Origin of the sequence: Pseudorhodoferax sp. LjRoot39 (assembly GCF_964253035.1) — a bacterium.
GTDB lineage: Bacteria > Pseudomonadota > Gammaproteobacteria > Burkholderiales > Burkholderiaceae_C > Pseudorhodoferax.
On sequence record NZ_CAXUQL020000001.1, the window covers coordinates 4,762,799 to 4,775,531 of the forward strand.

The following is a 12,733-nucleotide window of genomic DNA, read 5'->3' on the forward strand; positions in this document are numbered from 1 at the left end:
TTGTCAGTCCGGCGAGCGGCGCGTCGAGCGCCACGCATACCACCCGCCGGCCGCCACCATGGCCGCCAGCGCGAACCAGGTCAGCGCATAGACCAGGTGGTTGTCGGTGAAGCGCAGCACCGTGAGCCCGCCCACGGGCCATTGGCCGGCAGGCGTCGCCTGCGCATCGACGAAGTAGGGCGCGACGCGGTCGGCGGGCAGGCCGCGCGCGGCGGCGATGGCCGCCACGTCACGCGAATGCCAGCGGTTGGCGGCCGGGTCGTTCTCGCGCAGGAAGCCGCCATGCGGTTCGCTGATGCGCAGCAAGCCGGTCACGCTGACCGGGCCGGCCGGCGGCGCGGCCTCGCGTTTGGCGGGGTCGCGCCGGTCGGGTGGCACGAAGCCGCGGTTGACGAGCACGATGCTGCCGTCCTGCAGGCGCAGCGGCGTGAGCACCCAGAAGCCGGCGCCCAGCGTGGTGCTGGCCTGCACCAGGGCCTCGTTGGCGTGCAGGAATTCGCCTTGTAGACGCAGCCGGCGGTACTCGAAATCCAGGGGTGCGGCCTGGATGGCGGGCCAGGCCCGCGCGTCCGGCGGGGCCACCGGCGTGGCGCTGACGCGCGCCTCGGTGCGCGCGATCAGGCCCTTCTTCCAGCCCAGGCGCTGGACCTGCCAGGTGCCCAGCGCGATGAACACCGCACTCAGCAGGGCGGCGGCCAGCAGCACCCAGGGCAGGCCGCGCGCACGCGTCATTGCGTGTGGTGCTGGTGCGCCGCAGCAGGTTGCTGCTGGTGCTCGCCGTGCGAAGGCATCATGTTGGCGTTCATGTGGAACATGACCCACAGCGTGCCGGCGATCGCGATCGCCACGAAGACCACCGTGAACATGGTGGACAGCATGGTCCAGCCGCCCTCGACCTTGCCGTTCATGTGCAGGAAGTACACCATGTGCACGAGCACCTGCACGATGGCGAAGCCGCCCAGCACCAGGATGGCCGTGGTGCGGTCCTGGATCACGTTGGCCATGACCAGCCAGAACGGGATGGCCGTCAGGATGACGGACAGCACGAAGCCGATCACGTACTCGCGCATCGAGCTGTGCGGACCGACGTCGCCGTGGTGGTCATCGTGCTGGCCGTGGTGTGCGTGGGTATCAGAGGCCATCACAGCACTCCCATCAGGTAGACGAAGGTGAAGACGCCGATCCAGACGACGTCCAGAAAGTGCCAGAACATGGACAGGCACATCAGCCGGCGCTTGTTCTCGTGGATCAGGCCGTGCTTGGCGATCTGCACCATGAGCACGACCAGCCAGATCGAGCCGAAGGTCACGTGCAGGCCGTGCGTGCCGACCAGCGCGAAGAAGGCCGACATGGCGGCGCTGCTCTGCGGGCCGGCGCCTTCGTGGATCAGGTGGTGGAACTCGTAGAGCTCCACGGCCAGGAAGGCCAGGCCGAACAGGCCCGTGACGGCCAGCCAGATCAGCGTGCCGCTCTTGTCGTTGACCTGCTTGCGCAGCATGGCGAAGCCGAAGGTGATGGACGACAGCAGCAGGAAGGCCGTGTTGAGGGCCACCAGCTTGAGGTCGAACAGTTCGGCACCGCCGGGGCCGCCGGCGAAGCTGCGGCCCAGCACGCCCCAGGTGGCGAACAGCGCGGCGAAGATGAGGCAGTCGCTCATCAGGTAGAGCCAGAAGCCCAGCGCGGTGCCGTTCTCCGGGTGCGGTTCGTGCGCGAGGTGGTACTCGCGCGCTGCGGTGGCGCCGTGCGCGCCGTGGTGAGCCAGATCAGCCATGTTGTGCCAGCAGTTGGGTGCGCGCGTTTTCCGTGGTGACCACTTCAGCGGCCGGAATGTGGTAGTCGCGCTTGTAGTTGAAGGTGTGGACGATGGCGCCGATCACGATGGCCGCGAACGAGGCGATGGCCAGCGGCCACATGTGCCAGATCAGCGCGAAGCCCCAGATCAGCGAGAGCACCGAGAGCACCACGCCGGAACCCGTGTTCAGCGGCATGTGGATGGCCTGGAAGCCGGACAGCGGGCGCTTGTAGCCGTGCTTCTTCATGTCCCACCAGGCGTCCACGTCGTGCACCACCGGGGTGAAGGCGAAGTTGTACTGCGGCGGGGGCGAGGAGGTGGCCCACTCCAGCGTGCGGCCGTCCCACGGGTCGCCCGTGTGGTCGCGCAGCTGGTCGCGCTTGAGGAAGCTCACGCCCAGCTGGACCAGGAAGGCGCCGATGCCCAGGGCGACGATGCCGGCGCCGCAGGCGGCGATCACGAACCAGATCTGCAGGGAAGGATCTTCGAAGTGGTTGGCGCGGCGCGTGACGCCCATCAGACCCAGCACGTACAGCGGCGTGAACGCCACCCAGAAGCCGACCAGCCAGCACCAGAACGAGACCTTGCCCCAGAACTCGTCGAGCTTGTAGCCGAAGGCCTTGGGGAACCAGTAGTTGATGCCCGCGAACATGGCGAACACCACGCCGCCGATGATCACGTTGTGGAAGTGGGCGATCAGGAACAGGCTGTTGTGCAGCACGAAGTCCGCGGGCGGCACGGCCAGCAGCACGCCCGTCATGCCACCGATGGCGAAGGTGACCATGAAGCCCACCGTCCACAGCATCGGCACCGTGAAGCGGATGCGGCCGCGGTACATGGTGAACAGCCAGTTGAAGATCTTCGCCCCGGTCGGGATCGAGATGATCATGGTGGTGATGCCGAAGAAGGCGTTCACGCTGGCGCCCGAGCCCATCGTGAAGAAGTGGTGCAGCCACACCAGGTACGACAGCACGGTGATACACACGGTGGCGTAGACCATGGAGGTGTAGCCGAACAGGCGCTTGCGGCTGAAGGTGGCCACGACTTCGGAGAACACGCCGAAGGCCGGCAGCACCAGGATGTAGACCTCGGGGTGGCCCCAGATCCAGATCAGGTTCACGTACAGCATGGGGTTGCCGCCCAGGTCGTTCGTGAAGAAGTTGGTGCCCAGGTAGCGGTCCAGGCTCATCAGCACCAGGGCGGCCGTCAGCACCGGGAACGAGGCCACGATCAGCGCGTTGGTGCACAGCGCGGTCCAGGTGAAGATCGGCATCTTCATCATGTCCATGCCGGGCGCGCGCATCTTCACGATGGTCACCAGCAGGTTGATGCCTGACAGCGTGGTGCCCACCCCCGCGATCTGCAATGACCAGATGTAGTAGTCCAGCCCGACCCCGGGGTTCTGGTGGCCCAGGTTGGACAGCGCCAGCCAGCCCGAGGTGGAGAACTCACCGAGGAACAGCGAGACCATCACGAGGATGGCGCCGGCCGTGGTCATCCAGAAGCTGAAGTTGTTCAGGAACGGGAAGGCCACGTCGCGCGCGCCGATCTGCAGCGGCACGAGGTAGTTCATGAGGCCCGTGACCAAGGGCATGGCCACGAAGAAGATCATGATCACGCCGTGGGCCGTGAACACCTGGTCGTAGTGGTGCGGCGGCAGGTAACCCAGGTTCTCGCCGAAGGCCATGGACTGCTGCAGGCGCATCATCACGGCGTCGGCGAAGCCGCGCAGCAGCATCACGATGCCCAGCACCATGTACATGATGCCGATCTTCTTGTGGTCGATGCTGCACAGCCAGTCGCGCCACATCGGGCCCCACAGGCGGAACTTGGTGAGCAGCACGAGCACGAACAGGCCGCCCAGGCAGACGGCGATGAAGGTCCACAGCAGGATGGGTTCGTGGGACATCGGAATCGAGTCCCAGGTGATGCGGCCCAGCAACCAGTGTGCAGGCGCGGTCGTGTGTTCGGTCATGGCCATGGATCAGAATTCCTGGAGATCGGTGCGCGTGGCGGCGGTGCACAGGGCATCCTCCGATGCGGCGGCGAGCTTGCGGGCGGCGGTCTGGGCCTGGGCGCGCTGGGCATCCTTGGCCATCGTCTCGTGCATGCAGGTCTGGCCGTCCTCGACGCACAGGTTCAGCACGCGCTGGTACAGACCGTCCTCGACCGTGGAGAACAGCGCCACGGGGTTGCGCTCGCTGGGCTTGACGAGGTCGCGGTAGGCGTTGCGCGTGAGCGGCTGGCCTTCGGCCTTGGCCTTGGCGACCCACTTGTCGAAGTCCTCGTTGGACAGGCCGTGGAACTTGAAGGTCATGCCCGAGAAGCCCGCGCCGCTGTAGTGCGAGGACATGCCCTTGTACACGCCGGGCTTGTTGATCACCGCATTGAGCTCGGTCTGCATGCCGGGCATGGTGTAGATCATGCCGGCCAGGTCGGGCACGTAGAACGCGTTCATCGTGTGGCTGGAGGTCAGCTTGAACAGGATGGGGCGGTCCACCGGCGCGGCCAGCTCGTTGACCGTGGCGATGCCTTGCTCGGGGTAGAAGAACAGCCACTTCCAGTCTAGCGAGACCACCTGCACTTCCAGCGGCTTGGTGTTCTCGGGGATGGGCTTGCCGGCGGCAATGCGGTCCAGCGGGCGGTACGGGTCAAGCTGGTGGGTGCTGATCCAGGTCAGCGCGCCCAGCGCGATGATGATGACCAGCGGGGCCGACCAGATCACCAGCTCGAGCTTGGTGGAGTGGTGCCACTCGGGGTCGTAGTCGGTCTGGGCGTGCTTGCCGTCCTGGCGGTAGCGCCAGGCGAACAGCAGGATCAGGAAGATCACCGGCACCACGATCAGCAGCATCAGCAGCGTGGCGATGACCACCAGCCGACCTTGCTGGGCCGCGACGTCGCCGGCTGGAAAGAGCACGACCATCTTGCTGCAGCCGGCCAGCAGGCCGGCCATGGCGAGTAGAAGTGGTGCTCGGAGGAGGTTCAGTAGGCGCATGCTGTTGAACGGGGGTTCGGGCAACCCTCTGCGGGTTACTCCGGGTTGCAGATAACCCGGAAATGTATCCGGGCTTCATGGCTTGGGCGATTGGACGTTTTGTCCTACATCAAGCGCGGCGCCCACATGCCACGGTATATAGTGGCCTCTCGATAGGCAAGTGGCAAACCCAGTGGAGACCGCTCGATGTCCAGCATCAGCCAAGCAGCAACCCTTCCCATTTCCTTCGACGAGCGCCAGCACGGGCGCTTTCCTGAAACCGAGAACCATGTCGACCCGGGCGACATCGCCGTCGGAGTGGTGATCGGCCGGACTTCCGAGTACTTCGACTTCTTTGTCTACGGCATCGCCTCAGTGCTGGTGTTTCCTGCGGTGTTCTTCCCGCACATGCAGCGGCTCGACGGCATCCTGTGGTCGTTCGCGCTGTTCGCGCTGGCCTTCATCGCGCGGCCGATCGGCACCGTGGTCTCGATGGCCATCCAGCGCCGCTGGGGCCGGGCCACCAAACTGACCATTGCACTGTTCCTGCTCGGCTCCTCGACTGCGGGCATCGCCTTCCTGCCCGGCACCGTGAGCCTGGGTTTCACGGCGGTCTGGCTGCTGGCCGCGCTGCGCATCGGCCAGGGGCTGGCCCTGGGTGGCTCCTGGGACGGCTTGCCGTCGCTGCTGGCGATGAACGCGCCCAAGGGCAGGCGCGGCTGGTATGCCATGCTGGGCCAGTTGGGCGCACCGATCGGCTTCATCCTGGCCAGCGCACTGTTCGCCTACCTGTATGGCGCGCTGTCGCATGCCGACTTCCTCGACTATGGCTGGCGCTACCCCTTCTTCGTCGCCTTCGCGATCAACGTGGTGGCGCTGTTCGCGCGGCTGCGGCTGGTGGTGGCCGAGGACGTGGAGGAGCAGCTGAACCAGCGCGAACTCGAGCCCGTCTCCGCCACCGAACTGGTGCGCACGCAGGGCGCGAACGTGTTCATCGGCGCCTTCGCGGCGCTGGCCAGCTACGCGCTGTTCCACCTGGTCACGGTTTTCCCGTTGTCGTGGATTCAGCTGTACACCGAGCAGTCCATCGTCGGCTTCCTGCTGATCCAGGTGCTGGGCGGCTTCCTGTGCGCGGGCAGCATTGCCTTGTCGGGCCGGCTGGCCGACCGCTATGGTCGCCGCCGCACGCTGGGCACGCTGGCCACCATGATCGCGGTGTTCAGCGGCTTCGCGCCCACGCTGCTCGATGGCGGCACGCTGGGCCAGGACGTGTTCATCCTGCTGGGCTTCATCCTGCTCGGGCTGTCCTATGGCCAGTCGTCCGGCACGGTGACGGCCAACTTCGCGCCGCGCTACCGCTACACGGGTGCGGCGCTGACTTCCGACATCGCCTGGCTGTTCGGCGCAGCCTTCGCGCCGCTGGTGGCGTTGGGCCTGTCGGCGCACTTCGGGCTGGGCTATGTGAGCGTCTACCTGCTGTCGGGCGCGGCCTGCACGCTGGGTGCGCTGGCCCTGAACCGCGCGCTGGAAGACCGCGAGCGCGACTGATGCGTCAGGGCAGGGCGCTCAGCCCTGCAGCGCGACGTCGATGTAGTAGACGCCCCAGGGGCACAGCGCAAAGCGCTCGTGCACGGGCTTGTCCTTGAAGGCCGGCAGGTTGTCGGCGTCGTACACCGCCCATTGCGGGCCCAGGCCGCCGAGGGCCATGGGCTGGTCGTCCAGGTGCGTGGCCACCATCATGCGGTAGGCCTGCGCGTCGGCCAGCGAGATGACAGCGTTGTAGCCATCGACCGCGCGCAGGCCCAGGCGCAGCGGGGCCTTGAGGTCGGCGCCTGCCTCGGCCAGCACGGTGGTCAGCAGCGGGCCGCTCAGCTTGTGCTTCTTGTTGTCGTACTCCAGCGTGGGCGTGATGTGCACGCGCGCCAGGCGCTGCAGCGCCGCGCCGTCGAAGGCGAAGGCGGTGCTGAACTGCACCTTGTGCTTGGCCATCATCTGGTCCAGCGCCTTGTCCAGCGGCCCGCGGTTGCCCTTGCCGATCGCGCCGCCCACCGTGAGCAGCGTGGGCTGGCCGCCAGCGGCCGGCTTGGCGGCACCCTGGGCCCGGGCCGTACCGACGGCGGCCAGCGCGGCGCCGGCCAGGAAATCTCGCTTGTGCATGTCTTCTCCCGTGGTTGTTGGCGGGCGGATTATGGTCGGGCGTCCGACCGTCTTTCGCATGGCGCGGTGAAGCCGAGGGCGAACGCCCGACTTGGGCCACAATGCCGGCCGGCCGACCCGTCGGGCGGCGTTCCATGTTCTTGTTCCCGAAGTTCATCCATGTCTGCACGCCGTCTCCTCGTCATCCCCGCCAGCGCACGCACCGGGTCCTTGAATGTCCAGCTGGCGCGCCATGCGGCGCGTGTGGCACAGGCGGGCGGCTGGCAGGCCCAGCTGCTGGATCTGCGTACGCTGGCGCTGCCGGTCTACGACGGCGACCTGGAGGCCGCCGAAGGCGTGCCGCCCGGTGCGCTGGCCTTGCAGCAGGCCATTGCCGAGAGCACGGCGGTCCTGGTCGTGACACCCGAGTACAACGGCTTTCCGACGCCGCTGTTCGTCAACGCCTTCGACTGGCTGTCGCGCATCCAGGCGGCCGATGGCCGTCCTGCGGGCCTGGCCAGTACGGCCGACAAGCCCGTCGGCCTGCTGTCGGCCTCGCCCGGGCCGCTGGGCGGCCTGCGTGCCATGAACTTCGTGCGGCAGTACCTGCAGATGGCCTTTGCCATGCTGGTGGTGCCGCAGCAGTTCGCGCTCGGCCGGGCGAACGAGGCATTCGATGCCGAGGGTGGCCTGGCCGATGCCCGCGCATCGCAGTCGGTGGCGCGTGTACTCGACGCGCTGGCCCGGCTGGTACCGGCCGAGCGCTGAGCTTCAGCCGGCGCGGGCCGCCAGGTCGGCCTGCAATCCAGCTGGCAGGCGCGCGAGTAGCCAGCGCAGGGCCAGCGGCAGCAGCACCAGGTCGTCGACAACCCCGAGGAACGGGATGGTATCGGGCAGCAGGTCGACCGGGCTCAGCAGGTAGACCAGCAGGCCGGCCGCAGCCAGCTTGAACCAGCGCGGCGCACGCGGGTCGCGCAACGCCCACCAGAACTTCATCAGGTCACCCCGGACCAGGGTCCACAGCAGCGACACACGTTTGAACATCGGCGGAGTTCCTTCAGCGGGCCGGCAGGCCGTTGCCCAGGACATGGGGACCGGCGCCGTCCGCGCAAGGCCCACAGACACCTTGTTTCAAATCGGCATGCGGCCGGAGCGCTTGGCGGCGTACATCGCGCTGTCGGCACCCGAGAGCAATTCATCGGCCGATATGCCGCAGCGCGGCTGGTAGACCGCGCTGCCGATGCTGACGGAGACCTGTACCGTGGCCGCCTCGAGCACGAAGGGCGCGGCGATGGTGGCGCCGATCTTGGCGGCCACGGCGGCAGGGTCGGCCAGCGGATCGCCGACCGGCTCAAGTACCACCACATATTCGTCCCCAGCCAGCCGCGCCACCGTGTCGGTGACGCGCACGGCAGCCACCAGGCGCTGGCCGACCTGGCGCAGCAATTCGTCGCCGGCCTCGTGGCCGTGCGTGTCGTTGACGGCCTTGAAACCGTTCAGGTCCAGGAACAGCAAGGCCAGGCTGTGGCCCTGGCGCTCCGAGCGCGCCAGCGCAGCAGGCAGGTTGCGTTGCAGCAGGCGGCGGTTGGGCAGGCCGGTCAGCGCGTCGCGGGTGGCCTCGTTCTCCAGCCGCAGTTCCAGCTCCTTGCTGGCCGTGGTGTCGAAGACCAGCGCATGGAAGCCGTCGACCTGGCCTTGCGCGTCGCGGTAGGGCAGGTAGATGGCCATGCTGTGCTGGCGCTGGCCGCGCACCACCATGCTGCGCTCGAACTGCACGCGCTCACCCTGCAGCACGCGGGCCAGTTCGGGCTGCCACAGGCGCACGGCGGCCTCGCCGTAGAGGGATTCCATGGTCTCGCCGATCAACGCGTCCGGGTCCTTGCCGAACCAGTCCAGGTAGGCGCGGTTGGCAAAGCGGTAGCGCAGCGTGCGGTCGACGTCGGCCACCAGCGCGGGGATGTTGTCGGTGATGGTGTGCAACTGGGCCTGGCTGGCGCGGATTTGGGCCGTGCGTTCGGCGATGCGCGCTTCCAGCCCGGCGTTGACCTGCTCGAGTTCGGCGCGGTCATGCGCCTCGCGCGCGTCTGCGTCGGCCAGCGCGCGCGACAACAGCTCGACCTCGCGGTAGGCCGTCTGCAGCGGCGTCGGCCTGGCCTGGCCAGCGCGGCGCGCGCCGACCGCCTGCGTCAGCCGGTGCAGGGGCCGTGTCAGTCGCCGGGCCGCCAGCGGTGCGCACAGTGCCGCCAGCAGGCACACCGCGATGCCACCGATGGCCATCTCGCGCTGCAGCTGGTGGTAGTCGGCGAAGGCCACCTGTTCGGCCTGGCGCACCACCACCACCCAGCCCAGGCCGGGGTAGTTGCCCTGGCCCGCGGTGGGCACGATGGCCGTCGCGTAGTGCCGGCCGTCGCCCCAGTCACGCATGGCGGCGCCCGCGGCGGCACGCAGTTCGCCGACGGCGGGCAAATCCAGCGGCTTGCCTTCGGTGCCGGCCGGGCCCAGCAGCACCGTGCGCTTGGCATCGACCACGAAAAGCTGTGCCTGGTACACCGATTCGGCCTGCGCCAGCAGGTTGCGCTGCAGGTCGCGCGCCCATTCCCAGCTCAGGTGCGCGCCCAGCACGGCGTGCAGGCCGCCGCCCGCGTCCCGGACCGGCATGGCGACGTCGACGAAACGCCACGGCTCCTGCTGCTGCGGCAGCAGCTTTTCCAGCAGCAGGGCGGCGTGCACGTCCCCGACGAAGGCGCCCTGCACGCCGCCCTGGAACCAGGGCCGCCTGGACACGTCCTGGCCTTCGAGCAGCCCGCCGGTGGCGGCCTCCACGCGGCCGTCACGGTGCACATAGCCGATCCAGGCGTACAGCGGAAAGCTCTGCTGCACGCGCTCCAGCGCGGCACGCCGCTGTTCGGGCGGTTGGCCCGGCTGCATGTCCTGCAAGCCGGAGAGGATGCGCAACTCCTCGTAGCGGTAGGCCATGCCGCGGTCCAGCTGGTCGCGCATCTGCCAGCCGATCTGCGCCAGTGCAGCAGTGGCCGTGCGCGTGGCATGGCGTTCCGCAAAGCGTTCCACGAGGAACAGCAGCACCACCACGGCCACCAGCACGGCCCAGGCCAGGGCGATGGCAATCCAATACGCGAGGCCGCGGCGGCGGGCTGGCGGTGCAGGCGAAGCCGTGGAGATCATGTCTTGGATTTCATCAATTTTGAGGATAAGACATTCGACATTCTGGACGAACTGATGCTGCGTGGGCCGTGTGTGCCGTTTCCGGCCCAAGAGCGCTGGGCCAGAATGCAGCCCAGCCATGCCGACCGACGATCCGCGCCCCAGTGACAGCCCCGCAGCGGTTGCGCCGGCCGTGCCGCCGCTGCCTGCACCGTGGCGCTGGCTGTTGCTGCTGCTGGCCTGTGTGTCGCTGGCCACGGGCGTGGTCGGCCTGTTCGTGCCGGGCCTGCCGACCACGGTGTTCGTGCTGATCGCGGCTTGGGCGGCGGCGCGCAGCTCGCCCCGGCTGCACCGCTGGCTGTTGGACCACAGGGTGTTCGGCCAGCTGATCCGCGACTGGCAGGCCGGCGGCCGTGTGAGCCGGCGTGCCAAGTGGAACGCCACGCTGGCCATGTCGGCCTGCGCGGCCTTCTTGCTGTGGGCCGGCAGCCGCTGGTGGGTGAGCGCGCTGGCCTGCGGCTGCATGGCCGCCGTGCTGTGCTGGCTGTGGTTGCGGCCGGAGCCCGTGCCCGGCTGAACGCGCTGGCGGCGCCCGTTGCCGCCCCGATGCGGTGGGCGGCGGCGCGCATCGGGCGCGCCTGGGATCAGGCGACCAGCCGCGGCCGTTGGGTGGTTCTGGCTGGCATCGGCACGAGGCCGTCGACCACCACGCTGAGCGCCTGGCCTCGCAGATCCTGGCCCTGCGCCGCAGCCGCAGCCAGCAGCCGTGCACGCAGTTCAGGGTCGGCCAGCATGACGGTGCGGCCGGTACCGCGGCAAACCAGCCGCACCACCTGGGCGTCGACGCCCTCGGGCTTGATGCCGTAGAGCGCGCGGCGCTGCCCATCCCATTCGTGCACCAGCAGGCCGGCCACGAGCAACTGCTGCACCACGCGGTAGACCGTGCCCACGCTGACGCGCGTGCCCCGCTGCAGCATGTGCTGGAACAGGTCGTCGGCGCTCAGGCAGCCGGGTGCGGCGGACTCCAGCACCTGGAGCAAACCGATGCGCGCGACGGTGGGTTGCAGCCCGGCGGCACGCAGCCGCTGCAGCACGGTGGTGCCCATGGCGGCCGGCGCGTTCAGCGCGACACCTCGAAGCTCAGCGTGGCGGTGTGGCGCACGTCCTGGTACGTCTTGCCATCCAGCGTGACGCTGCCGTTGTTGACGCGCGCCGTGACCTCCAGCACGTACAGGCCCGGCATCCACGGCGTGAAGCCCACGGTGCCGTCCTGCGCCGGCGCGAGCACGCGGCGCCAGCCCTCGCTGGTCTCCACATGGACCTGGCTGGCCGCCACGGGCCGGCCCTTGAAGAACAGCTGGAAGCGGTTGCCGCCGGGCTCGGTGGGCACGAGCTCGAGGTCGTTGAGGGGCTTGGTCTCGGCGCGGCCGAAGCGGGCCTGGAGGTAGGTGAGCACGCCGTCGCCGGTGCGCACGGCCGTGAAGCGCAGGTCGCCCGCCTGCGGCTGGAAGGCGTAGTGGTTGGCGGCCGTTTCCAGCGGCAGCGTCTTGCCTTCGGGCAAGACGGGCCTGGCGTCGCCCAGCGCGGGAAGCTGCGCCAGCGGCTTGCCGAGTTCGCCGACGTAGACCTTGGCGCGTCCGCCTTCGGATTGCAGCCAGAGGTAGTCGGCCTGTGCCGCGCTGGCGATCAGGAGGGCGGCGGCGCAGGCGGCAAGCCGCCCGGCGGTGGGGAAATTCATCGGTTGGTGTCCTTGTCTGGAGATGCGTGGCAGGCAGGAGACCGGGAGGGCGCGCGGATGGCACACGCCTCGTAGGTGCTCTTACTGCGTATGACGCACGAGGCCTGCAAAACCAGCACCTCCTTACAGAACTTTTACAACTTGGTGTGCCGACAGCGCGGCACCTACGGTTGCTTGGGCGCGTTCAGTGCCATGAGCTTGAGGTACTTGTAGAAGGTCGTCTCGGCGTTGTAGATGGCGATCAGGAAGCCCTCGCGCCCGTCGCGGAAACCTTGGCGCACGAGGTAGGTCCGCACGAAGGCCCACAGGCCGTGCACGATGGCGCTGCCCAGCGAAGCCTTCTTGCCGCGCGCCTGCATGTCGCGCGCGCCGACCGCGGAATAGCGGTTGAGCTTTTCCAGCACGTCGTCCAGGTCCTGGTAGCTGTAGTGGATCAGGCTGTGGCGCAGGTCCTGCCGCGTGCCGTCCACGGTCATGTGGGCGTGCAGCAGGTGGGCGGTGAAGCCGGCCTTCTCGCGCCGCACGAGACGCAGCGTGTAGTCCGGCCGCCAGCCGCTGTGGTGGATGAACTGGCCGCAGAAGCTGGACAGGCGCGGCAGCCGGTAGCCGTCGGCGGCGCCGGAGGCGATGGCCGCGCGGATCTCGGCCTGCAGCTCGGCGCTGATGCGCTCGTCCGCGTCCAGCGACAGCACCCAGTCGCAGCGGGCCATGGCGATGCCGCGCTGCTGCTGCGGACCGTAGCCGGGCCAGTCGGTGGGAACGACCCGTGCCCCCTGTTCGGCCGCCAGGGCGGCTGTGGCGTCGGTGCTGCCGGAGTCCAGCACCAGGATCTCGTCGGCGAAGCTGGCCGAGCGCACGCAGTCGGCGATGTGGTGGGCCTCGTTCTTGGCGGCGATGACGACGCTGAGGCTGGGAGAAGGCGAAGACATGC

Annotated in this window: 14 protein-coding genes; 3 read left to right on the plus strand and 11 right to left on the minus strand. The window is 68.6% G+C overall.

Annotation, left to right across the window (positions count from 1 at the left end):
- Nucleotides 1–3: 3 nt before the first annotated feature.
- Genes ACSQ4M_RS22235 through cyoA form a run of 5 tightly spaced genes read right to left on the minus strand, consistent with a single transcriptional unit; the run spans nucleotide 4 to nucleotide 4,745 of the window.
- Nucleotides 4–732: an SURF1 family protein gene (locus ACSQ4M_RS22235; protein ID WP_436191594.1), complete on the minus strand. Its 729-nt coding sequence runs from the start codon at nucleotides 730–732 to the stop codon at nucleotides 4–6.
- Entirely contained in the window at nucleotides 729–1,142 is a 414-nt protein-coding gene (cyoD, locus tag ACSQ4M_RS22240; RefSeq protein ID WP_436191595.1) for a cytochrome o ubiquinol oxidase subunit IV, read from the minus strand. The genes ACSQ4M_RS22235 and cyoD overlap by 4 nt, the downstream gene beginning before the upstream one ends.
- Complete coding sequence (cyoC, locus tag ACSQ4M_RS22245) at nucleotides 1,142–1,771, minus strand: cytochrome o ubiquinol oxidase subunit III (RefSeq protein ID WP_436191596.1); 630 nt, start codon at nucleotides 1,769–1,771, stop codon at nucleotides 1,142–1,144. Before cyoC ends, cyoD begins: the two co-directional genes overlap by 1 nt.
- Nucleotides 1,764–3,767, minus strand: coding sequence for a cytochrome o ubiquinol oxidase subunit I (gene cyoB / locus ACSQ4M_RS22250; RefSeq protein ID WP_436194051.1), 2,004 nt, complete (start codon nucleotides 3,765–3,767; stop codon nucleotides 1,764–1,766). The genes cyoC and cyoB overlap by 8 nt, the downstream gene beginning before the upstream one ends.
- 9 nt (nucleotides 3,768–3,776) lie before the next feature.
- On the minus strand, nucleotides 3,777–4,745 hold the full coding sequence (cyoA, locus tag ACSQ4M_RS22255; protein WP_156473090.1) for a ubiquinol oxidase subunit II: 969 nt from the start codon (nucleotides 4,743–4,745) through the stop codon (nucleotides 3,777–3,779).
- A 228-nt stretch (nucleotides 4,746–4,973) separates the two neighbouring features.
- On the opposite strand from cyoA, the gene ACSQ4M_RS22260 reads away from it, so the two are divergent.
- Complete coding sequence (locus ACSQ4M_RS22260) at nucleotides 4,974–6,314, plus strand: MFS transporter (protein ID WP_436191597.1); 1,341 nt, start codon at nucleotides 4,974–4,976, stop codon at nucleotides 6,312–6,314.
- A gap of 18 nt (nucleotides 6,315–6,332) precedes the next feature.
- On the opposite strand, the gene ACSQ4M_RS22265 is transcribed toward ACSQ4M_RS22260, so the two are convergent.
- Complete coding sequence (locus ACSQ4M_RS22265) at nucleotides 6,333–6,923, minus strand: molybdopterin-dependent oxidoreductase (protein WP_436191598.1); 591 nt, start codon at nucleotides 6,921–6,923, stop codon at nucleotides 6,333–6,335.
- 159 nt (nucleotides 6,924–7,082) lie between these two features.
- On the opposite strand from ACSQ4M_RS22265, the gene ACSQ4M_RS22270 reads away from it, so the two are divergent.
- On the plus strand, nucleotides 7,083–7,670 hold the full coding sequence (locus ACSQ4M_RS22270) for an NADPH-dependent FMN reductase (protein WP_436191599.1): 588 nt from the start codon (nucleotides 7,083–7,085) through the stop codon (nucleotides 7,668–7,670).
- 3 nt (nucleotides 7,671–7,673) lie between these two features.
- Here the strand turns inward: ACSQ4M_RS22270 and ACSQ4M_RS22275 are convergent, their stop codons facing one another.
- A complete protein-coding gene (locus ACSQ4M_RS22275; RefSeq protein WP_436191600.1) occupies nucleotides 7,674–7,946 on the minus strand; it encodes a YkvA family protein in 273 nt (90 codons plus the stop codon).
- Nucleotides 7,947–8,033: 87 nt separating this feature from the next.
- The gene (locus ACSQ4M_RS22280) at nucleotides 8,034–10,085 is read right to left on the minus strand and encodes a diguanylate cyclase domain-containing protein (RefSeq protein WP_436191601.1); all 2,052 of its coding nucleotides are present in this window, start codon (nucleotides 10,083–10,085) and stop codon (nucleotides 8,034–8,036) included.
- Nucleotides 10,086–10,203: 118 nt separating this feature from the next.
- Here ACSQ4M_RS22280 and ACSQ4M_RS22285 point away from each other — a divergent pair, with 118 nt between their 5' ends.
- Nucleotides 10,204–10,641: a YbaN family protein gene (locus tag ACSQ4M_RS22285; RefSeq protein WP_436191602.1), complete on the plus strand. Its 438-nt coding sequence runs from the start codon at nucleotides 10,204–10,206 to the stop codon at nucleotides 10,639–10,641.
- Nucleotides 10,642–10,708: 67 nt separating this feature from the next.
- Here the strand turns inward: ACSQ4M_RS22285 and ACSQ4M_RS22290 are convergent, their stop codons facing one another.
- The 3 genes from ACSQ4M_RS22290 to ACSQ4M_RS22300 all read right to left on the minus strand — a co-directional run bounded on the left by ACSQ4M_RS22290 (nucleotide 10,709) and on the right by ACSQ4M_RS22300 (nucleotide 12,731).
- The gene (locus ACSQ4M_RS22290; protein ID WP_436191603.1) at nucleotides 10,709–11,170 is read right to left on the minus strand and encodes a Fur family transcriptional regulator; all 462 of its coding nucleotides are present in this window, start codon (nucleotides 11,168–11,170) and stop codon (nucleotides 10,709–10,711) included.
- A 14-nt stretch (nucleotides 11,171–11,184) separates the two neighbouring features.
- Nucleotides 11,185–11,802: a hypothetical protein gene (locus ACSQ4M_RS22295; RefSeq protein WP_436191604.1), complete on the minus strand. Its 618-nt coding sequence runs from the start codon at nucleotides 11,800–11,802 to the stop codon at nucleotides 11,185–11,187.
- 164 nt (nucleotides 11,803–11,966) lie between these two features.
- Nucleotides 11,967–12,731, minus strand: coding sequence for a glycosyltransferase family 2 protein (locus ACSQ4M_RS22300; protein WP_436191605.1), 765 nt, complete (start codon nucleotides 12,729–12,731; stop codon nucleotides 11,967–11,969).
- Nucleotides 12,732–12,733 lie beyond the last annotated feature (2 nt).